This is a genomic window from Flavobacterium ajazii, from assembly GCF_010614725.1.
In the GTDB taxonomy this organism is placed as follows: domain Bacteria; phylum Bacteroidota; class Bacteroidia; order Flavobacteriales; family Flavobacteriaceae; genus Flavobacterium; species Flavobacterium ajazii.
On the sequence record NZ_JAAEHL010000005.1, the window covers coordinates 177,711 to 201,128 of the forward strand.

At 35.8% G+C, this 23,418-nt stretch carries 15 protein-coding genes; 5 read left to right on the top strand and 10 right to left on the bottom strand.

Annotated features, from left to right (window positions below; genetic code table 11):
- Window positions 1-84: 84 nt before the first annotated feature.
- The 5 genes from GWR14_RS10980 to GWR14_RS11000 form a co-directional block, all read right to left on the bottom strand.
- Window positions 85-2,199, bottom strand: coding sequence for a glycoside hydrolase family 97 protein (locus GWR14_RS10980; protein ID WP_163409071.1), 2,115 nt, complete (start codon window positions 2,197-2,199; stop codon window positions 85-87).
- A 236-nt stretch (window positions 2,200-2,435) separates the two neighbouring features.
- The gene (locus tag GWR14_RS10985; protein WP_163409072.1) at window positions 2,436-4,742 is read right to left on the bottom strand and encodes a glycoside hydrolase family 65 protein; all 2,307 of its coding nucleotides are present in this window, start codon (window positions 4,740-4,742) and stop codon (window positions 2,436-2,438) included.
- A 180-nt stretch (window positions 4,743-4,922) separates the two neighbouring features.
- Window positions 4,923-5,579, bottom strand: coding sequence for a beta-phosphoglucomutase (gene pgmB / locus GWR14_RS10990; RefSeq protein ID WP_163409073.1), 657 nt, complete (start codon window positions 5,577-5,579; stop codon window positions 4,923-4,925).
- Window positions 5,580-5,597: 18 nt separating this feature from the next.
- Window positions 5,598-6,953: an MFS transporter gene (locus GWR14_RS10995; protein WP_163409074.1), complete on the bottom strand. Its 1,356-nt coding sequence runs from the start codon at window positions 6,951-6,953 to the stop codon at window positions 5,598-5,600.
- A 280-nt stretch (window positions 6,954-7,233) separates the two neighbouring features.
- Entirely contained in the window at window positions 7,234-8,265 is a 1,032-nt protein-coding gene (locus GWR14_RS11000) for a LacI family DNA-binding transcriptional regulator (protein WP_163409075.1), read from the bottom strand.
- A gap of 238 nt (window positions 8,266-8,503) precedes the next feature.
- Here GWR14_RS11000 and GWR14_RS11005 point away from each other — a divergent pair, with 238 nt between their 5' ends.
- The 4 genes from GWR14_RS11005 (at window position 8,504) to GWR14_RS11020 (ending at window position 16,879) form a co-directional block, all read left to right on the top strand.
- The gene (locus GWR14_RS11005; RefSeq protein WP_163409076.1) at window positions 8,504-11,479 is read left to right on the top strand and encodes a SusC/RagA family TonB-linked outer membrane protein; all 2,976 of its coding nucleotides are present in this window, start codon (window positions 8,504-8,506) and stop codon (window positions 11,477-11,479) included.
- Between the two features lie 53 nt (window positions 11,480-11,532).
- Window positions 11,533-13,140, top strand: coding sequence for a RagB/SusD family nutrient uptake outer membrane protein (locus tag GWR14_RS11010; protein WP_163409077.1), 1,608 nt, complete (start codon window positions 11,533-11,535; stop codon window positions 13,138-13,140).
- Window positions 13,141-13,167: 27 nt separating this feature from the next.
- On the top strand, window positions 13,168-13,932 hold the full coding sequence (locus tag GWR14_RS11015) for a SusE domain-containing protein (RefSeq protein ID WP_163409078.1): 765 nt from the start codon (window positions 13,168-13,170) through the stop codon (window positions 13,930-13,932).
- A gap of 73 nt (window positions 13,933-14,005) precedes the next feature.
- The gene (locus GWR14_RS11020; RefSeq protein ID WP_163409079.1) at window positions 14,006-16,879 is read left to right on the top strand and encodes an alpha-amylase family glycosyl hydrolase; all 2,874 of its coding nucleotides are present in this window, start codon (window positions 14,006-14,008) and stop codon (window positions 16,877-16,879) included.
- Window positions 16,880-16,958: 79 nt separating this feature from the next.
- On the opposite strand, the gene GWR14_RS11025 is transcribed toward GWR14_RS11020, so the two are convergent.
- Together GWR14_RS11025 and GWR14_RS11030 are read right to left on the bottom strand one after the other, a co-directional pair.
- A complete protein-coding gene (locus GWR14_RS11025) occupies window positions 16,959-17,180 on the bottom strand; it encodes a DUF6814 family protein (protein ID WP_163409080.1) in 222 nt (73 codons plus the stop codon).
- A gap of 11 nt (window positions 17,181-17,191) precedes the next feature.
- Window positions 17,192-18,688 (bottom strand): MFS transporter, encoded by a 1,497-nt coding sequence (locus tag GWR14_RS11030; protein ID WP_163409081.1) that lies wholly within the window; start codon window positions 18,686-18,688, stop codon window positions 17,192-17,194.
- A gap of 122 nt (window positions 18,689-18,810) precedes the next feature.
- On the opposite strand from GWR14_RS11030, the gene GWR14_RS11035 reads away from it, so the two are divergent.
- Window positions 18,811-19,200 (top strand): hypothetical protein, encoded by a 390-nt coding sequence (locus GWR14_RS11035; protein WP_163409082.1) that lies wholly within the window; start codon window positions 18,811-18,813, stop codon window positions 19,198-19,200.
- A 104-nt stretch (window positions 19,201-19,304) separates the two neighbouring features.
- Here the strand turns inward: GWR14_RS11035 and GWR14_RS11040 are convergent, their stop codons facing one another.
- The 3 genes from GWR14_RS11040 to GWR14_RS11050 form a co-directional block, all read right to left on the bottom strand.
- Window positions 19,305-20,294 (bottom strand): aspartate-semialdehyde dehydrogenase, encoded by a 990-nt coding sequence (locus GWR14_RS11040; RefSeq protein ID WP_163409083.1) that lies wholly within the window; start codon window positions 20,292-20,294, stop codon window positions 19,305-19,307.
- A 171-nt stretch (window positions 20,295-20,465) separates the two neighbouring features.
- Window positions 20,466-20,846: a large-conductance mechanosensitive channel protein MscL gene (gene mscL, locus GWR14_RS11045; RefSeq protein ID WP_163409084.1), complete on the bottom strand. Its 381-nt coding sequence runs from the start codon at window positions 20,844-20,846 to the stop codon at window positions 20,466-20,468.
- 67 nt (window positions 20,847-20,913) lie between these two features.
- On the bottom strand, window positions 20,914-23,382 hold the full coding sequence (locus GWR14_RS11050) for a bifunctional UDP-N-acetylmuramoyl-tripeptide:D-alanyl-D-alanine ligase/alanine racemase (protein WP_163409085.1): 2,469 nt from the start codon (window positions 23,380-23,382) through the stop codon (window positions 20,914-20,916).
- Between the last annotated feature and the right edge of the window lie 36 nt (window positions 23,383-23,418).

Sequence of the window (23,418 nt, forward strand, 5' to 3'; positions counted from 1 at the left end):
TAGCATCCCGACTCCGCTCGATGTGACAAAAAGATGTTGATAAAAAAACAAGTAATTCTGGGGAATCACTTATCTTTTAAAAAATTATTTCGTTTCAATAATGCTTATCGCATATCCTCCTCCCGGAGCAGAAAACTGAGATAATTTTGATTTATTGGTTACAGCAATTTTCTTGATTGTATAAGCCTGCGGATTTGTTTTGTAATGCGCATTTTTTGCATCAGCATAAATTGTTGCAGTATATTTTTTACCATTTTCAAGGAAGCTGAAATCAATATTTGAAGTACGCGGCGTTTCTCCGTTTACGTTTCCAACGAACCAGTTGTTTGTTCCTTTTGCTTTACGGGCAACAGTAACGAAATCTCCAGGTTCAGCCTCGATATATTTACTTTCTGACCAGTCTACAGCCACATCTTTAATGAATTGGAATGCATCCGGAAAACGGTTATAATTCTCCGGAGTGTCAGCTGCCATCTGTAACGGGCTGTACATCGTAACGTATAAAGCCAATTGATTCGCCAGTGTACTATTTACGTGAGAAGTATTTCCCGGGTTCATTTTGCTGATGTCCATTTCAAAGATTCCAGGCGTATAATCCATTGGACCTCCTATTAAACGTGTAAATGGCAATACTGTAACATGATTTGGTTTGGAACCTCCAAAAGCCTGATATTCGGTTCCTCTGGCTGCTTCATTTCCAATTAAGTTTGGATATGTTCTGCAGATTCCTGTTGGACGGATGGCTTCGTGAGCGTTCACCATAATTTTATATTCAGCCGCTTTTTCGATAGCATATTGGTAGTGGTTTACAATCCATTGATCATAATGATTTTCACCACGAGGTAAAATATCTCCAACATAACCACTTTTTACAGCTGTATATCCGTTGTCATTCATGAATTTGTAAGCCTTGTCCATGTGACGCTCGTAGTTACGCACAGATCCTGAAGTTTCGTGGTGCATGATGATTTTTACACCTTTAGATTTGGCATATTCGTGTAACCCTTTTACATCAAAATCCGGATAAGGTGTTAAAAAATCGAAAACATAATCTTTTGAATGTCCAAACCAGTCTTCCCAGCCTTCATTCCAGCCTTCGACCAAAACAGCGTCAAAACCGTGCTTTGCAGCAAAGTCAATGTATTTTTTTACATTAGCATTGTTAGCTCCGTGAGTCCCGTTTGGTTTTGCTTTTGAAAAATCAGTAACTCCCAATTGAACTGTTGGATAATCGTTTGTATAAGACCATGAACTTTTTCCTGTAATCATTTCCCACCAAACTCCTACATATTTTACAGGTTTAATCCATGAAGTATCATCAATTTTGGATGGATCGTTTAAGTTTAAAGTCAATTTTGAAGACAAAATATCTCTCGCATCATCACTTACCATAATGGTTCTCCATGGCGAATGGCTTGGTGCCTGCATATACCCTTTATCACCTTTCGCATCCGGCGTTAACCAGGATTCAAAAATCATTTTTTTATCGTCTAAATTCAGGTGCATGCAAGAATAATTGATCAAAGCCGCTTCGTGCAGGTTGATGTAGATTCCGTCAGCAGTTTTTAACATCAAAGAAGTCTGAACTCCTGTTGGTGAAAAAGACTTTTGAGAAACATTTGCTGTATAAGCTTTTTCAGCCAAACCTCTAATTTCAGATAATTTAGATTTTGTATAATCGTATTCCTGAGTATCATAATCTCCAGGAATCCAGAAAGCCGTGTGGTCGCCGGTCATGGCAAACTGTGATCTTTCTTCTTTAATTACAAAGTAAGTAAGGTTCTTTTGCGCCGGGAATTCGTAACGGAAACCTAAACCATCATCAAACAAACGAAAACGGATTACAATTTTTCTGTCGGTGCTTTTTTGATTTAAAGTAACCGCCAGTTCGTTATAATGATTTCTGATATGATCTACTTCTCCCCAAACCGGTTTCCAGGTTTCATCAAAAGTAGATGTTTTGGTATCAGCAATTGTAAAATCATTAAGTAAAGATTTGGTGTCGTTTTTAAGCTCAAGACCTAATTTACTGGTTTTTACAACTTCTTTGTTTTTGTATTTTAAATTGTAAGTTGGAGTTCCGTCGTTCTGAAGCGAAAATTCCATTACGAACTTTCCTTCGGGTGATTTTAATTGCTGTGCATTTGCCATTGAGCTGAATGCAAACAAGACTAAACTAGCGAAAAATAAGTTTTTCATATGATATTGTTTTTAAATGTTGTATGCGGTTTTTTAGAAATAACATTCCTTTTTTTGTCATTTCGACCGGAGGGAGAAATCACACTAGAAATCAGACAAAGATTGGCGATATTCTGAATGGAATTTTTAGTGTGATTTGCTTCGCCCGTTTACTTTCGTCCGGATCTCCTATCGTCAAAATGACAAGATTGTCAAATCAGTAATTTTTGTTTTTTTAGTTTTTAAAGTATTGTAATTTAGTCAATTTTAGCAAGCTGTTTACTGGCAATTACCGGTTTTCCGTTTACGATAATCGTTAAATCATGATCGCCGTCAACAGTAAAAGTAGTTTCAGTATGACTTACCGCAACTTTTAAAATCTGATGCCTGAAATTGATTTTAAACGAATACGCTTCCCATTCTTTTGGAATTTTTGGCGAAAAATGAAGCTGGTCGTTTTTCACACGCATTCCGCCAAAACCTTCTACGATACTCATCCAGGTTCCGGCCATTGACGTGATATGACAGCCCTCTTCTACTTCTTTGTTATAATCATCCAGATCCAGTCGGGAAGTTCTCAGGTAAAAAGTATACGCCATCTCCATTTTATCTAAAACAGCAGCCTGAATTGAGTGTACGCAAGGTGAAAGCGAACTTTCGTGAACAGTAAACGATTCATAAAACTCAAAATTACGCTGTAATTCTTCTCTCGAAAAATGGTCTTCGAAAAAATAAAAACCCTGTAAAACATCAGCTTGTTTAATATATGGTGAACGTAAAACACGATCCCACGACCATTTTTGGTTGATAGGACGCTGTGAACGATCCAGATCTTTAACCGGAACTAATTCTTTGTCTAAAAAACCGTCCTGCTGCAGATAAATCCCTAATTCCTCCGATTTTGGGAAATAAATGTTGTCTGAAACTTTTTGCCATTCCTGAATTTCGGCAACAGAAAGGTTTACTTTTTCTAATACTCTTTTGTAATCTTCCGGATATTCTGAAGCCACTTTATCGATTTGTTCCGAAGCAAAATCAATACACCATTTTGCAATATAATTGGTGTAAAAATTATTGTTGATATTGTTCTCGTATTCGTTTGGACCTGTAACACCAAGAATTACATACTGATTTTTTTCGTTAGAAAAAGAAGCTCTCTGATGCCAGAAACGTGCTATTCCGATTAAAACTTCCAGTCCTTTTTCAGGAATATAAGAGTAATCCCCTGTGTAACGGTAATAGTTGTAAATAGCGAAAGCAATCGCTCCGTTTCTATGGATTTCTTCGTGTGTGATTTCCCATTCGTTGTGGCATTCTTCACCATTCATCGTTACCATTGGATAGAGAGCAGCACCGTTTTTGAAACCTAAATTGTCTTTTGCGTTTTCAATTGCTTTATCCAATTGATTGTAACGATAGGTCAATAAATTTCGGGCAACTTCCTGATCTTTAGTAGCCATGTAAAACGGAATACAATATGCCTCAGTGTCCCAATACGTTGATCCGCCGTATTTTTCTCCGGTAAATCCTTTTGGACCAATGTTTAGTCGACTGTCTTTTCCCGAATAAGTTTGGTTTAACTGGAAAATGTTAAAACGAATTCCCTGCTGTGCCTTAACATCGCCTTCAATCGTAATATCTGACATTTCCCAAATTTTTGCCCAGGCATCAATTTGGTTTTGAAGCAATGTTTCGTAGCCTAAAGCAACAGCAGATTTAATTACTTTTTCGGCCCCTGCTAAAGTGTTTTCATGATTTAATGAAACAGTATAACCTCCTATTTTCTGTATGGATGAAGTCTGTCCTTTCGCAATGATAGTTCCATAAGTATACTGCACTTTATCGATAGTCGAATCAATTGCTGAAGGCGAAATATGAACGTTTTCTCCGTTGGCCAAAATCGTATTGTGCATAAAAGTCGTTACTTTAAAGTGCGTCTTAAATGTTTGTGCTGTTACAAAAGCTTCACTATTTGATTTTTTTACTTCTAAAGGCTCCCAGAATTTTTCGTCCCAATTGGCGTCTTCATTAGTTACACCGGCATCGATATACGGTTTATATACGATTTTAGCATCTTTATTTAAAGGTGTAACATCATATTTAATAACTCCTGCTTCATCTAAATCCAAAGAAAGAAAACGACGAACATTCACTGCGATTTCGGTTCCGTTTCTTAGAACTGCTTCAAAAGAACGATTGTACCATCCTTCTTTCATGTTCAGTTCTCTGCTAAAGTTTCGAACCTCATCGCATTTATTTAAATCGAGATTTTCTTCATTGATTTCAATATTAATTCCGATCCAGTTAGGAGCGTTTAATACTTTGGCAAAATATTTCGGATAGCCGTTTTTCCACCAGCCTACTTTTGTTTTGTCCGGATAATAAATTCCGGCGATATAACTTCCCTGAAAAGTCTCGCCGGAGTACGTTTCTTCAAAATTGGCCCGCTGCCCCATAGCCCCGTTTCCAAGGCTAAAAAGACTTTCGGAAGATTTGACACTTTCGGCATCAAATCCTTCTTCTATGATGGACCAGTTGTCTGGTTTTATATAATCCTGATTCATTTTTTAAATTAGATAATGTGGCAATGATGTTAATTTGATAATGTGTCTATTTGATAATTATTTTTTGACCTACTTATCTTCTGAATTGCCTGTTGTTCTACGTTTTTTTTAAAATTTGAAAATGAGTTAATCTGATAATTAGATAATTGTTTTTTTGAATTATCTAATTATCATATTTTCTTATTGACTAATTAAGTCGTTAATAAAGGTTGTGGTGATTTGGGTAAAATCCTTAAAAATGTAATCCGCTTCATGTAGAATTGTTTCCTCTCCAATTCCAACACTCGTCATTTCTGCACTATTTGCTGCCTGAATTCCGGCAACAGAATCTTCAAATACGATTGCATTTTTTGAATCAATTTTTAATAGTTGGGCCGCTTTCAGGAAAACTTCCGGATCTGGTTTTGCGTTGCTGACGTCATTTCCGTCAACAATAGCATCGAAGTAAGACAGAATCCCTGTTTTTTCCAGAATTGGTCTTGCGTTTTTACTGGCAGAACCCAATGCAATCCCCTGATTTTTCTCCTTTAATAGTTTTAGAATATTTAAAACTCCCGGAAGAATTTCGCTTTCATCCATATCAACTAAATACGATAAATATTCTTCGTTTTTTTGAATCAGCCATTTCTCTTTGTCCTCCTGAGAAGCTTTAACATTGCCTAATTCAAGGATGATATCTAATGAACGAACGCGACTTACCCCTTTTAAAAGTTCATTGTGTTCGTGGGTAAAATTTATATGTAAGGCCTGAGCGATTTTCTGCCAGGCCAAATAATGGTATTTGGCGGTATCGACAATGACTCCGTCAAGGTCGAAAATAAATGCTTTTTTGCTCATTGTAAAAAGAAATCTTCTTTATGATTTTAGGATAGTGTCATCTACATCTTTTACTTTGTAGACTAATGCAGCAGCGATTAAGAAACTCACTCCACTTGTAATTAAAGCATAAATGGCATCTCCATCGTAAAGATATTTTACGATAGGACCTCCGATTAATGCATTTACAATTTGCGGAATAACAATAAAGAAATTGAAGATTCCCATGTAAACCCCCATTTTTTTAGGTGTAATCGAACCTGCAAGAATGGCGTATGGCATAGCCAGAATACTTGCCCAGGCGATTCCAATCAAAATCATTGGCAAAACAACCCAGTCTTCATTTGGCATGAAATAAATGGATATCAAACCTATTCCTCCTATAATTAAAGAAAAGGAATGGGTTGCTTTTCTTCCGATTTTTTTAGCGATATACGGTAAGAAAAACAGAGCTACAATGGCAGAAACGAAGTTGTAAACACCAAATAAAATTCCGACCCAGTCACCTGCGTTTTGATATTGCTGACTTGAAGTGTCGCTAAGCGGTAATTTGTAAATATGGTGTGCAATGGCAGGAGTTGTAAAAACCCACATACCGAATAATCCAAACCAGGAGAAGAACTGCACCCAGCTAAGCTGACGCATGGTCGCAGGCATTTTTGCAAAATCAGTGAAAATGTCGGTGATTTTTGATTTCTCCTCTGTATCAGAAACCTCTTCATTTTGCGGATCTTCAAATTTTGCCAGTTCTTCAGGCGAATATTCTTTTGTTGTGAACATGGTCACGAGAATTGAACCAACTAAAACCGCAGCTCCAATAATAAAAGACAGTGTAAGGTTTAATGGAACACTTCCGGGAACGGCACTATTTGGTACATCAAACGCATTCGTTAAAATATACGGTAATGCTGAACCAATTACAGCCCCAAAACCTATTAATGAAGTCTGAATACTAAATCCTGCTGTACGCTGATCTGTTCTTAAGTTATCCCCAACAAGTGCACGAAAAGGCTCCATGGCAATGTTGAAAGAAGCATCCATAATCATTAACATTCCTGCTCCAACCCATAATGCCGGAAGTATTGCAGTAAAAATATTAGCTTGCGGCATTAAAATTAATCCCACCGAAGCTAAAATTGCGCCCACTAAAAAGAAAGGTTTTCGCCTGCCGAATTTTCCCCAGGTCCTGTCACTGTAATGACCGATAACTGGCTGAACTATTAATCCCATTAAGGGAGCAATAATCCAAAACCATGAAAGTTCATGGACATCGGCACCAAAAATTTGTAGAATTCTGCTGGCATTTGCATTCTGAAGTGCAAACCCCATTTGTATTCCTAAGAAACCGAAACTCATGTTCCAAATTTCCCAGAAACTTAATTTACGCTTTTCCATTATCGTAATTTGTAAAAATTATACGATAAGCGCTTTGCTTATCAAAACTTACTATTTATTTTCGAAGTAAAAGTAAAAGCTTTGAACTGGGCTGTAAATATATAAATATATTTCAGTTTTTAGTTTTATAAAGGCAAATAAGAGCAAACATTTTTCACTACAAGGTTGTAGTAATGAATTAAATAAGAAAAAAGTACTACTAAAATTAAAAGTAATAAAGCGTAAAAATAAAATTCAGGTTTCAACAGCTTATATCACTTTTGATTTTATGATTTAAAAATTAATCGGTAGACTCTCTTTTTATAAGATGTGTTTCAATCACCTCTGTTGTGTAATTTTCATTTTCCTCTTCATCATCGTCATGTTCTGCTTCCAGTCTTTCAATAAGCATTTTGGCTGCTTTGTTGCCCATTTTTTCTCCACTCTGACTTACAGTTGTAATACTCGGTGTTGAATATTTCGAAATAATTCCGTCAGTAAAGGCTATAACCGCCAAATCTTCCGGAACTTTCAATCCCATTTTATTGGCTGTTTTGATAATCGTTACCGCAAAAAGCTCATTAACGGCAAAAACAGCATCAAAAGCCCTTTCGTGCAAAAGCTGGCTAATGGTGATTTCGCAGGTATCTACATCTTCAATTTTGATGATTAACTCTTCGTTGAAAGGGATATCGTTATCTAAAAGTGCTTTTTCGTACCCATCAGTTCTGAGTTTACCTACACTTACATAATCAACAGTTGTAACAAGGGCTATCTTTTTTCTTCCGCTATCAATCAGACTCTGAACCGCTTCGTATGCAGCCGCTTTGTCATCAATAATTACCTTATCGCATAAAATATCATTGGTTACCCGATCAAACATCACTACAGGCATTCCCTGATTGATGACTTCTGTAATATGATGAAAATCTCCTTTGAACTGGGTTTCTTTAGACAGAGACATAATAAATCCATCGATGCTTCCGTTGGCCAGCATTTCCATATTTAATACTTCCTTATCAAAAGAATCATCCGATAAACAGATTACTACGCTATAACCATTTTCGTTGGCAACCTGTTCAATTCCGTTGATTACAGTAGAGAAAAAATAATGTACAATTTCCGGAATGATAATACCAATACTTTTGGTTTTCCGGTTTTTTAAACTAAGGGCAATATTGTTGGGTTTATAGTTGTAAAACTTAGCAAAAGCCTGCACTTTCAGACGTGTTTCTTCTCCAATTTCAGAGCTGTTCCGCAATGACTTTGAGACCGTTGAAATAGATACATCGAGCTCTTTTGCAATCTGTTTTAAGGTCACTTTTCGCTTCATGGTACTAATTTAGAAAAAATGTTATTGGTAATAAAGGTATTCTTAATTTTCATAAATCATAATTTTATTCTTAAAAAATGCGAATAATATATAAACTTTTCAACACTACCACGTTTTCGTAAACCTTTGAGAAGTGCCTCATGTCGAACATGTTAATTAATTCTTAATCTTTGAAACTCGAAGTAAAATTAAAAGCTTAACTAACAATCAAAAACTCAAACTAAATTAAACAAAAAGTATGAAAACAATTTCTCAAAAGTTGTTATTTTTATTCCTGCTGTTTCCCTTTATGATGCTTGCTCAGGGCACATTAAAAGGTACAGTTGTCGATAAAGCGACAGGACAGCCAATCCCTGGAGTAAATGTAAATGTACAAGGTGCTCCGGGAGGAACATCAACCGGTTTTGACGGTAATTTCGAATTATCAAATGTAAAAACGGGTAATAAAATCACTGTTTCCTTTATAGGATACAAAACCGCAACCATTGATTATAATGGACAAAAAACACTAAACGTTTCATTAGAAGAAGACACCAACCAGCTTAAAGAAGTTGTGGTACAGGTAGGTTACGGAACTGTTAAGAAAAAGGATGCAACAGGGGCAGTAGCCGTATTATCTTCAAAAGAATTCAATAAAGGATTAAATGTAACTCCAGAAAGTTTGCTGACAGGACGAATTTCAGGTGTTAGTGTTACCGGTGGAGGAGCACCGGGAGCAAAAGCTAATATCAGAATCAGAGGAGGTTCATCATTAAATGCTTCGAATGAACCTTTAATTGTTGTTGACGGACTTCCATTAAGCAATGCTGTACCTGATGGTTCTACCAGTATTTTATCTACAATTGACCCTAATGATATTGAATCTTTCACAATTCTTAAAGACGCTTCTGCATCAGCAATTTACGGATCAAGAGCAGCAAATGGTGTAATTGTTATTACGACTAAAAAAGGTTCAAAAGACGGATTAAAAGTTACTTTTAATTCTCAGACAGGTATCAGTTCAATTGCTAAAAAAATTGATGTATTAAGTGCAGATGAATTTCGTAAACTGGTAAACGAAAAAGGATCAGCAGCACAAAAAGCATTATTAGGAACTGCAAACACAGACTGGCAGGATGAGGTATTCAGAAAGGTAGTTACTTCTGATAACAATATTTCTTTAAGCGGTTCTTTGTTTAAAAAATTACCTGCAAGATTGTCTGTAGGAAATACAAATACACCGGGTATCTTAAAAAATACTTCGTTCGAAAGAACAACTACATCTTTATCCTTAAATCCGGTTTTATTTGACAATCACTTAAAAATTGATATTAACGGAAACCTGTCTTTCGGTAAAAATCAGTTTCAGGATGAAAACAGTGTGATTGGAAGTGCGATTAATTTTGACCCAACTCAATCTGTTTATGAAGAAGGCTCACGCTATGGAGGTTATTTTGAATGGCTGCAAGCAAATGGAGATGTGAATCTTCTTGCTGCTAAAAATCCTGTAGCACGTATAAACCAAAACACAAGAAAATCTACTTCAACCAGAAAATGGGGTAATGTAAGGATAGATTACAAACTTCATTTCCTTGAAGATTTGAGAGCTGTTGCCGAATTAGGAATTGATAAATTTGACAGTAATGGTTATGAAGAGACGAGTACCGAAAGTGTCAATGGTTATCAGCCTACATCTTTCTCTGCAGGGAACTGGACAAATTTGGGAGACTATAGAGGGTATACAGACTCCAGACAAAATAAAAATTTAAATGCTTATTTAAATTACGTAAAAGAGTTCGGCAAAATCAAACTTGACGTAACAGGTGGATACAACTATCAAATATTTGAAAGAGAAGCTTATAGCAGTGGCGAAATAAGAAGACCAAATCCTGCTACAGATGTAACAACTGATGCTGATATTAATCTTCAGTCTTATTTTGCGAGAGTAAATGTTGGTTATGAAAGCCGCTACTTATTAACCTTAAATTACAGAAGAGACGGGACTTCTCGTTTTTCTGAAGAAAACAGATGGGGGAATTTTGGAGGAGCAGCATTTGCATGGAATATTGCTGAAGAAGATTTCTTAAAAGACAGTTCTACTATTTCTGCTTTAAAATTAAGAATTGGATACGGTACTACAGGTCAGCAGGATATTTCTGCGGCTTATGATTATCTTAGAAGGGTAACTTTAGGAACAGTAAATTCTAACTATATCTTTGGAAGTACAGCTTATCAGGTTGCTAAAACCGAAGGGTTTAACAAAGACATTAAATGGGAAGATACTGCCGAATTTAACTTAGGTGTTGATTTTGGATTTCTAGGAAACAGAATTAACGGATCTTTAAATTACTTCAACAAAACAGCCAACGATTTATTGGCCGATATAGCTTATCCAGATGGAGCAAACATAAGAAACTCAGGATTCAAAAATGTTGGAAGTGTCAAAACAGACGGTATAGAATTTAACCTTAATGGTGATATATTAAAATCAGATAATTTAAACTGGAACCTTGGATTTAACGCAACTTATATCAATCAGGAAATTACAGATTTAGGATTTACTGTACCTGGATTTCAAGGATATATGACAGGAGATAATATCACTGGAGGAAGTAATAACAGAATAAAAATAAACACGGTAGGATTTAATCCGGCTGCATTCTATGTTTTTGAACAATTATACGATGCTGACAAAAAACCAATTCAGGGAGCTTATGTTGATAGAAACCAGGATGGTAAAATTGACAATTCAGATCGCTACAGATACCACAAGCCTACTGCAGATTATACTTTCGGATTATTCAGTACATTCAATTATAAAAAATTTGACTTTACGATGAGCTGGAGAGCTAGTGTAGGTAACTACATTTTCGACAACATCAATTCTGACAAAGGATACTTACAGGCAGCTCTTAGAAGAGATACTGATTTGGCTAACATTACTCCTGATTATTACAGAACAGGATTTACTTATGAAGACAATGGAACTCAGCGTTACTTATCTGATTATTATGTAAAAGATGCTTCTTTTATCAAATTAGATAATGCAAGTATTGGCTATAATATTGACAGATCTTTATTCAAATATGTGTCATTACGTTTTACTGCAGGTGTACAAAATGCCTTGGTATTCAGCAAGTATAGCGGAATAGATCCTGAGAGTTTTTCTGGTGTAGACGGTAATGTTTATCCACGTGCGAGAACTTATGTATTTGGTGTAAATGCTAATTTCTAATTTATCATTCGATAAATATTGAAGTTCCAATTAAAATTTTAAAAATAAATAAAATGAAAATATCATTTAAAAAAATAAGTTTTTTATTCCTGGTAATCCTGGGTTTAAATTTAGCTTTTACATCTTGTACAAGTGACCTGGATGTAAAGCCGGAAGATGATGATGAATTTTTATCAGAAGATTTCTTTAAAAGTCCTGAGTCTTATAAAAAGGTTTTAGCAAAGCTCTATGCAGGAATGTATGTTGGGGGTAATGATGGAGACGCATTACCAGATATTGCCGGAATTGGTGGTGATTTCAGTAGTTATTTAAGACTTCTGTTTGTAATGCAGGAATTCACAACTGACGAGGCTGTAATTGCCTGGGCTGATGGTTCCCTGCCAACAATGAATACTCAGCTTTGGGGGCCTAGTAATGAATTTCTTTATGGAGTTTATTCAAGATCTTTTTATCAAATAAGCCTTGCAAATGAGTTTTTAAGACAAACAACTGATGAAAAACTTGCTGAAAGAAATGTGGATGCTGCTTTGAAAACAGAAATTGCTGCATTTAGGGCTGAAGCACGCTTTTTAAGAGCTTTTGATTATGTACAGTTAATGGACTTATTTGGTAATGTACCTATTACAACTGAAGCTGATCCGGTAGGAATTTATAATCCGGTACAAAAATCAAGAGCAGAAGTTTTTGCTTTTGTAGAAAGTGAACTAAAAGACTTAGACAATAGTCTGGTTGCATCTAAAGGTAACGAATACGGAAGAGTTGATAAAACTGCTGCTAAATTCTTATTGGCTCAAATATACCTAAATGCCAAAGTATATATTGGAACTGCTAAAAATACTGAAACAGTTGCTCTTTGTAGTGACATTATCAATAATTCAGGATACACTTTTGCAAACGTTCCTTATAAATATTTGTTCTCTGCAGACAACAATACCAATGGCGCACAAAGCGAATTTATTTTCCCTGTAATTAGTGATGGTAATTTAATCAGAGCTACCGGAGCAGGAATGAGCTTTATTCTTCACGCATCAATTGGTGGCTCAATGGCAGCGAGTGATTCTGGTATGGATGGAGGCTGGCAGGGCATCAGAACAAGACCTGAATTTGTTAAACTATTCCCTGACGAAACTGCAACTGGTGATAAAAGAGGAACATTTTACACTAACGGACAGACTTTAGATATCAATAATATTGGATCTTTTACTAATGGTTATGCAGTAACTAAATTCACTAATAAAAAATCAGATGGAGGTTTGGCTCAAAGAAATGATATTCCGGATACAGATTTTCCGGTATTCAGATTATCTGATGTTTATCTGATGTATGCAGAGGCAATTTTAAGAGGTGGTACTGGAGGAGATCTAAATGCTGCGGTTGGATATATCAATAAATTGAGAACGAGAGCAGGTGCTTCAACTATATCATCAGGTGATTTAACTCTTAATTTTATTCTTGACGAAAGAGGAAGAGAATTATTTTGGGAATGTCACAGAAGAACTGACTTAATCCGTTTCGATAAATTCACCGGCTCTGCAAAATTATGGCAATGGAAAGGTGGCGTTAAAAATGGTACTTCTACTGAGCCGTTTAGAAACCTGATGCCAATTCCTGCCACAACTATCCAGGCTAACCCTACTTTAATTCAAAACACTGGTTACTAACTAATAACTCATAAAAAAAACAATAAGATGAAAAATATAAATAAAATTTTAATTGCATTTATCAGCATTTTAGCTGTTTCATGCTCAGGAGACGATGTAGAAAGCAGACCAGTAATTGAAGCTGCAACTGCACCGGTATTATTAAGCCCTAAATCAGATTTTAATGTTGTTCTTGAACTGGCAAACGCAGCCGGTCTTGCAACTACCTTTGTTTGGGACGATGCACAATATGAAGGAAGCACAACAGTTGTTACTTATAGTGTAGAAATAGCAAAAGCAGGAACTAGCTTCGAATCTCCTTATGTTGCAGGTACAACTACAGATAAATTTAAAAACTTTACTGTTGGAGAATTAAATGCTGCTGCCCTGAATATTGGTTTAACACCATTTGTTGAAGGTCAGATTGATGTACGTATAAAATCTTCTGTTGGAGGGGTTGGAGCAATTCCTCAAATATCTAATTCTTACACTATAAAAGTTACTCCTTATCCTGCATGGGATAACTGGGGCGTAATAGGTAGCGCAACAGCACCAGTTACAGGTGGTGATGGCTGGGGAGCTGATGCGAATTTAGATTATAATTCAGCTACTAAAAAATATTCTATCACAATGAATTTAGTTGTTGGTGAAATCAAATTCCGATTAGATGATGCATGGACAACTAACTATGGAGATGATGGTAACAATGGAAGTTTAGAACCAAATGGAGCTAACATTCCAATTGCAACAGCAGGAAGCTACACTATAGTTGCTGATTTCATTGCAAAAACATACACTATTACTAAAAATTAGTAATTTTTGATTCAAGTAAAAAGGCTATCTGCGGGTAGCCTTTTTTTAATCAGATATCTAACGCTCAACCTTTATGAAAAAAACTTTACTAACAATATTCTGTTTGTTGTCGGCAGCTGTTTTTGCGCAACAGCAAACCGTAACCTATTCTGTAAGCCCAGCTACTTTTGAAGAAACAAATTCCATTACAATTACCATAAACGGAAGCAGTATCAATGAAACGACATGGGGTGTTGCCGCCACTCATGAATTATACATGTGGGCATGGGCTTTTGATACCAATGACACTACGGCAAAAGGAACACCCGATAACGGTTCCTGGACAGCTTCAAGTGCCGCAAGTATGTTTACGTACAATGCAGGAACAGATACTTATACCAAAACCATAACTCCTGCTACTTATTACAATGCAACCGGAATAGGCAGAATTGGTTTTTTAATTAAAACAAAAGACGGAACCGGTGATAAAAAATCACAGGATATTTTGGTCGAAGTAGGTACTTTTCAGGTTACACTTACTGCACCGGTAGAAAACAGTGCCACAATTTTAGCATCAGGTTCGACTTTTAATATTACGGCCACAAATACCAATGGTGTTGCAAGTTATGTACTAAAATCAAACGGAAACACTATTAATACAAATGCAAGTACAGCCAGTTATTCCTTTAGCCATACTAACATTACTACGAATCAGAGTTATGAATTGTTGGCAACACAGGGAGCAACAACCATTTCAAAAAAGTTTTCAGTTATTGTTAATCCTAATACAGTTTCAGAAACTATACCTGCAGGTTTGGTTGATGGAATTAATTATAACACAGGCGATGCTACAAAAGCGACTTTAGTTCTGGATGCTCCTTTAAAAGATTTCGTTTACGTTGCCGGAAGTTTTAATAACTGGCAGCCTTCAGCGGCGTATGCCATGAAAAAAGACCCGACTTCAGGAAAATTTTGGCTTGAATTATCAGGACTGGTTTCAGGAGCCAATAATACGTTTCAATATTGGGTTGGAGATGCTACGCCATTGGCCAATTCGCCTGCATTGGTTAAAACAGCTGATCCCTATTCTACTTTAGTTTTATCTCCTTATGATGATGCTTCGATTCCTGCTGCAAATTATCCAAATATGCCGGCTTATCCAGCAGGGCAGCAATTTGAAGTCACTGTTTTAAAAACCGGACAATCACCATACAACTGGCAGGTGACCAATTTTACAAAACCTGAAAAAGATAAATTGGTAGTGTATGAAGTTTTGGTTCGTGATTTTGATGCCAACAGAAATTATCAAAGCCTGATTGACCGAATTGATTATTTTAAAAATTTAAAAGTAAATGCTATTGAATTAATGCCGGTAATGGAATTTGAAGGTAATGAAAGCTGGGGCTACAACACTTCTTTTCACATGGCTCTCGATAAATTCTACGGAACTTCAGACAAGTTAAAAGAATTAATTGATTTATGCCATCAAAACGGAATCGCAGTTATTCTGGATGTGGCTTTAAATCACGCTTTCGGAAGAAATCCGATGGTCAGAATGTGGATGAATGATCCTGACGGAGACGGCTTTGGTTCACCAACTACTGAAAACCCTTATTTTAATACAGTTGCTAAACATAGCTACAGTGTTGGTGAAGATTTTAATCACCAATCCATCAGGACTCAGAATTATGTAAAACGTGTTATCAAACAATGGGTTGAGGAATACAAAATTGATGGTTTACGTTGGGACTTAACAAAAGGTTTTACGCAAAATTGTACCGCTTCAGACGAAACCTGTACGAATGCTTATCAGCAGGACAGAGTTGATGTTCTAAAATCATACGCAGATTATTCATGGAGTCTGGATCCTACACATTATACTATTTTCGAACATTTAGGAACTGATTTGGAAGAACAGCAATGGGCAAATTATAAAATTGCAGAATCGCCGAGCAAAGGAATCATGATGTGGGGAAATCTGAATAGTGCTTATAATGAATTATCTATGGGATACACAGGAAATATTTCAAGAATGACAAGTTCAAGCCGCGGTTTTACTTCAAATCGTTTAATAGGTTATGCAGAAAGCCATGACGAAGAGCGTCTGATGTATAAAAATATTCAATACGGAAATTCTGCAAATTCAGCCCACAATGTAAAAACATTACCCACAGCTTTGTCCAGAATGTCAGCAATTGGTGCTGTTTCATTATTAGTTCCCGGACCAAAAATGATTTGGCATTTTGGAGATTTAGGTTGGGATTCTTCCATCTATACCTGTAATAACGGAACCGTAAACGATGCTTCGGCGACAATTTCAGGAGATTGTAAATTAGACACCAAACCACAGCCACAATGGACCGGAAACTGGCTAGGGAATACAGACAGAAGTAAAATTTACAATGACTGGGCCAAAATGATTACGTTAAAAACCAAAGAACCTGTATTCTCAGGAACAGTAACAATGACCAATACAAGTTCTTTATATCCAAACATCAAAATTACCAATGCAGCTTTAAATTCTACTCAGCTTAAAGATGTATTGATTATAGCCAATTTTAATGTAACAACACAAAACGTTGCTACCGGTTTTTCATATCCGGGAACATGGTACAATTTGATGGACAACTCTACAATAAATGTTACCGATGTGAATGTTTTAATGAGTATTCCTCCGGGAGAATTCAGAATTTACGGAAACAAACAGGCCAGTCTGGCTATTGAAGATTTTGAAAAAGGAAATTCAGTGAGTTTGTATCCAAATCCGGTTTCGAATTATTTTACATTGAATTTTGCTGCTGCAAAAGTTGAAATTTATGCCGTTACAGGTCAGTTGGTAAAAAGTTTTACAACTGATGAAAATCCTGATTTTCAATTTGGCGTAAGCGATTTAAAACCGGGACTATATATTGTAAAAACATTAGATACGAATAATAAAATCCAGATCATAAAATTCATTAAAAAGTAAATATTTGGTAGATTAATTAGGTTAGTAATGCAAAAAGGCTGTCCGTGTGGGACAGCCTTTGCAATAAATGGTTAGATAGTTATTCTTTATCATATTCTCCCGTCAACGAAAAGTACCCGAAAATTCCGAGTCCCAAAACAATCAGTGGAGTAAGGATAAATAATATGATGATTCCGAAAACTAAATCTTCCTGCTGGTCAGATAAAAATTTTGGAAGGCCAAATTCAAAAACACAAAAATAGGCTGCGGCAACGGCTAATATGATCCACAGAATTCCCAAGACTCTTTTTATAAAATTCATTTTTCAGTAGATTAAAGGTGAGTAGTTTTATTTTTATTATCGATATAAATCATTCCAATTACAAAACAGATTGACGCAATCACGATTGGATACCAAAGTCCGTCCAGATAAAAATCGGCTTTGCCTGAATTTTTTGCATGTGTTACGAAGTAGGTCGAAATTGCCGGAAGCAAACCTCCAAAAATTCCGTTTCCAACATGATAAGGCAACGACATAGAAGTGTATCTGATTTTAACCGGAAACATTTCGACCAAAAAGGCCGCAATTGGTCCATAAACCATGGTAACGAATAAAACCTGAACAAATACTAAGAGAATCAAATTCCATTCATCGCTGGTACTGATGGTTACAGCTGTAGAAACCTGAGCATCCTTTTTTGCTGCAAAATGCGTCTTTTTCTCAATTGAAACGGTTCCGTCTGTAAATTCTTTATGAGTCGTATAAACAGAATCTTTAGCCGCGGTTAATTCAACTGTAGTTTTTGTTTTTTCTGTAATTTCTGTTTTAAGGGTAGTATCGGTTATCGTGTACATTGCCTTGTAAATTGGTCTGTACAGAAAGATAGCAAGCAGCATTCCTCCCATCATAATATATTTTCTTCCTACTTTATCACTCAGCCATCCAAATACAATAAAAAACGGAGTGCCTAGCAAAAGTGCAATTCCCAGTAAAGTATCAACCTGTGAAGACTCCACATTCATAACCGTTTTCATAAAACTCATGGCATAGAATTGCCCGGTGTACCAAACAACTCCCTGCCCCATTGTAGCACCAAATAAAGCAAGCAATACAAATTTTAAATTGTAACGGTTTCCAAAACTTTCTTTTAACGGATTTGAACTGGTTGTTCCTTCTTTTTTTGCTTTTGCAAACTCCGGAGATTCATCCATATTTTTTCTAATAAGATAAGACACCCCAACCATCACAATTGAAACCCAAAACGGAACACGCCATCCCCACGTATCAAAATCTTCTGCTGAAAGAACTGATTTTGTCACCAGAATTACCATCAATGAAATAAATAATCCCACCGTTGCAGTAGTCTGAATCCAGGAAGTCCAATACCCGCGCTGTCCAACGGGAGCGTGTTCAGCCACATAGGTAGCTGCTCCACCATATTCTCCTCCAAGAGCAAGTCCTTGCAATAAACGCAAGATCAAAACGAATAAAGGAGCCATAAATCCAATCGTTTCATAACTCGGAATACAGCCTATCAAAAAAGTAGAACCTCCCATTAATAATAAGGTAGCCATAAAAGTATATTTACGACCAATAATATCCCCCAGCCTTCCAAAAAATAAAGCTCCGAAAGGACGAACTACAAACCCCGCAGCAAAGGTTGCCAATGTTGATAAAAATGCTGCAGTTGGATTGTCGCCCGGAAAAAACTTGGTTGAAATTACAACGGCAAGACTTCCAAAAATATAAAAATCATACCATTCAATCATAGTTCCCATTGAAGAGGCCGAAAGCACTTTCCAAATCCCTTTTGTCGAAGTTTTACTCATAAAAATAAAATTGTATTCTTAATAATTATTAAAAGATAAAGATATAGTTTTACGAATATATAATATATTTTTTTATTCACTCAATAGTTTTTTAACAAAAAGCATTTATTTGTTGACATTGTTTGATTGCAGGTTTTACAAAAAATAAGCGGTTTACAAAAGAATACTTATTTTTAAATCAAATTAGAAATATGAAAAAGCCAATCCAGTTACATGAAACACAAAAATTCGCAATCGCAATTCCTGTTTTGTTTGTTTTAAGTTGTGCAACAAAACATTGGGTTGAGAGATTTAGATTTTCAGATGAATTTCGCTGGATATATGAGTATGTAGGTGTTGGTGCTTTACTTTTGAGTTTTTTCCTTGTAGTTTTTTCTTTCACAAACTCTGTTTTGATTCTTCGGGACTTAAAAATAAAAGGGTTTCAAAAAGCCTTATGGTTTTTATTAAGTTCTTCTATTTTTCTTTTATTCGCAGGTTTAATTATTGCAATGGCTTTTAATGTTGCTTAATTTTTTTCATAATTTCGGCTAACAACCATTCTTCAAAAAACAAAAAAACCGTAATCACATTTAGTAATTACGGTTTTTTCTATAAACAATTTTTAACCTTCTGTTTATACCAGACCTGCCTGAATTAAATATTCTGCAATCTGGATTGTGTTTGTAGCAGCTCCTTTTCTTAAGTTATCTGCAACGATCCACATGTTTAAAGTATTTGGCTGGCTTTCGTCACGACGGATTCTTCCAACAAAAACCTCATTTTTACCTTCTGCATATAAAGGCATTGGGTAAGAAAATGCATCCAGATCATCCTGAACCACTACTCCATCTGTGTTTTGTAAAATTTCGCGAACTTCATTTACTTCAAAATCGTTTGTAAACTCGACATTTACAGCCTCACTATGACCTCCAACAACAGGAACACGAACTGCAGTAGCCGTAACTCTGATGGTGTTGTCTGAAAGGATTTTTTGAGTTTCGCGAACTAATTTCATTTCTTCTTTCGTGTAACCGTTAGCTTCGAAACTATCACATTGTGGAATCGCATTTCTGTGAATTGGATATTTGTATGCCATATCACCCGCAACTCCTGCATATTCATTTTCTAATTGTCTTACCGCTTTTACACCAGTTCCGGTAATAGACTGGTAAGTCGAAACGATAATTCTTCTGATATTGTATTTTTTATGCAAAGGAGCCAAAGCCAGCACCATCTGAATAGTAGAGCAGTTTGGATTTGCAATAATTTTATCTTCTTTAGTTAAAATTGAAGCGTTAATTTCAGGAACTACCAGTTTTTTGGTTGGATCCATTCTCCAAGCAGATGAATTGTCAATAACCGTTGTTCCGGCTGCAGCAAACTTTGGAGCCCACTCTAATGAAGTATCACCTCCTGCAGAGAAAACAGCAATATCAGCTTTTAAATCAACAGCAGTCTGCAAACCAACAACTTTATATTTCTGTCCTTTATATTCGATTTCTTTACCAACAGATTTCTCTGAAGCAACTGGAATTAATTCTGTAACCGGAAAATTTCTCTCCGCTAAAACTTTTAACATTATCTCGCCAACCATACCGGTGGCGCCTACAACCGCTATTCTCATTTTTATATTTTTTATTATGAATGTTCTAATTTAGATTGCAAAAGTAAGGATAATAAAAACGATTACAATTCGATTCACAAAAAATAACAAATTGTTACAAATTAAACAAAATAAAAAAACCGCCCCAATTAAGGAACGGTTAAGTTAGACTTAGTGTAGCGGTATTATATCTTATTTATTTTTTAATAAATCTCTAATTTGTGTAAGCAGTTCTTCCTGAGTTGGGCCAGCAGGTGGTGCAGGAGCCGGTTCTTCTTTCTTCTTTAATTTATTTATTCCTTTTATAATTAGAAATAAAACAAAAGCGACAATTACAAAGTTAATTACTGCCGAAATAAACAAACCATACTTAACACCCCCAAAAGCCGTCAGCTCTTCGATAGTAGACAAATGTGCCGCATCCAAAGCCGGTTTCAATATCAATGGCGTAATTACATTTTCAATTAATGAGCTTACAATTTTGCCAAAAGCAGCTCCAATAATAACACCGACAGCCAGATCGACTACGTTGCCTTTCATTGCAAATTCCTTAAATTCTGAAAACATTCCCATAATTGTTCTTTTTATAAGTAATTAATAGATATCGAAAATACGTAATTTTACTGAAAGTTCTTTAAATCTACCTGAAAAATACCCTTTTTACACGCTGAGAAATACTCGTCAGAATTTCATACGGAATCGTTTTTAGGGCTTCTGCAATCTCTGTTACCGTTGGAGATTCGCCAAAAATGATTACTGAATCTCCTTCCTTGCAATCAATTTCACTGACATTTACCATCAGCATATCCATACAGACGCTTCCTACAATAGGTGCTTTTTTATTTTTAATCGTTACATATCCTACTTCGTTGCCCCACAATCTTGAAATTCCATCGGCATAACCAATCGGAATCGTAGCAATTCTGGTTTCTTTTTCGGCCATAAATCTTCTGCCGTAACCTACGCTGTCGCCTGCGGGAATAGTTCTGATCTGTGAAATAATCGATTTTAAAGTCCCAACATTTTCCAGATACTTTTGTTCTGAAGAATCGTTTGAAACCCCATAAAGACCAATTCCCAGTCGCACCATATTATATTGTGCATCCGGAAAATTACTGATTCCGGAAGTATTCAGGATATGACGAATTGGATTCACACCTAACTCATTCATTAATTTCGAAGACAATTTTTCGAATAATCGAATCTGTGAAAGCGCAAATTCATAATGTTTCATATCATCGCTCGTTGCCATGTGCGATAAAATACTCTGAATACGAACCGTAGAATTTCCTTTTAAAGTTTCAATCAATTCCTCAATTGTATTTTCTTCAAAACCCAGACGATGCATTCCCGTATCGAGTTTGATATGAATCGGGAAATCTTTTAAATTCTTTTCACGAGCAATCTTCAAAAAAGCATTCAATCCTTTCAAACTATAAATTTCCGGCTCTAACTGATATTGAATAATAGATGCAAAACTCGTCGATTCGGGATTTAAAACCATTATCGGTAATTTTATTCCGCCGTTTTTCAGTGAAATCCCTTCATCGGCAAAAGCCACTCCTAAATAATCCACTTTATGATGTTCGAGCAATTTTGCAATTTCCAAACCTCCATTTCCATAACCAAATGCTTTTACCATAACCATGATTTTGACATCATCGGCCAATTTAGATTTAAAGAAATTTAAGTTATGACTAATTGAATTCAGGTTGATTTCAAGAATGGTTTCATGGGTTTTCTCTTCCAGCAAAGACACAATTTCTTCAAACTGAAACGATCTTGCTCCTTTTATCAAAATGGTTTCATTAACAAAACTCAGATTTTCAAAATCAGCAATAAACTCCGCAGTGTTTTGGTAAGTTATACAATTCGAAAACTTGTCTTTAAATAACGAAATAGTCGTACCGATACCGATAACACGATTGACTTTATTATCGGTAATTAACTGTGCTACTTTAGAATACAATTCTTCATTCGAAAATCCGCTTTGAAAAATATCTGATAAAATAACTGTTTTAGAAGCATTCTTTTTTTGGCTTTCCAGAAAATCCAAAGCTATTTTAAGGGACTGAAAATCGGAACTGTAACTATCATCAATAATACTGCAGTTATGGATTCCGTTTTTGACTTCCAGACGCATTTCAACAGGATACAATCCCTGCATACGACTCTGAATCGTTTCAGGATCATATTCAAAATAAAGCAGCGTCGACAAACACGAAACGGCGTTTTCTACAGAAGCGGAATCGCTAAAAGGGATTTTCAAACCATGCTTTTCATTTTTATACTGATACTGAAGGACTGTTGTTTCGTTTTTACTTTCTTTTTTGGAAATAAAAACATCAGCCGTTTTATCAGTGTAACTCCATGAAAAAAGTTTTCGGGGATGCAGCATATATTCTGCCACAAATTGAGTCAGACAGGAATCTACGATTTCATTTTTCTGATAAATAATAACGGGACATTCTTTGAACAAAAGCAGTTTTTCATCAATTTTTTGTACTAAATTTAAAAACCCTTCATCATGTGCAGTCCCAATATTGGTCAGTATTCCAATTGTTGGTTTAATGATTTGCTCGAGTTTCTCCATTTCATTGACCGTCGAAATTCCTGCTTCAAAAATGCCTAAATTATGCTTTTCGTTAATGGCAACCACCGAAAGCGGCACGCCAACCTGCGAATTATAACTTTTTGGGCTTCTGATAATATTATAATCCGGGCTTAGTAAAAAATTAAGCCATTCTTTTACAATCGTTTTTCCGTTGCTTCCCGTTAATCCGATAACAGGAAAATCAAAAAGATTTCTGTGATAAGCCGCAAATTTCTGAAGCGCTTCTAAAGTTGATGGCACCACTAAAAAATTAGCTTTTCCGGCACAACTTTCAGGAATATATTCAACTACAAAGTTCTGTACTCCCTTTTCGATTAACTCTGCAATGTATGAATGGGCATCGTTATTCAAGCCTGACAATGCAAAAAACAAAGTCTGAGAACCATTTTGAAGTGAACGGCTGTCTATCGAAATATGATCTATAAAAACAGCTGCATCTGAGCCTGTCCAATTGGCATGAAGAACCGAAACAAGGTTTTTTAAATTTACGCTCATTTAGAAATTTCTTTTTTTCAAATTTAAACATTAAGC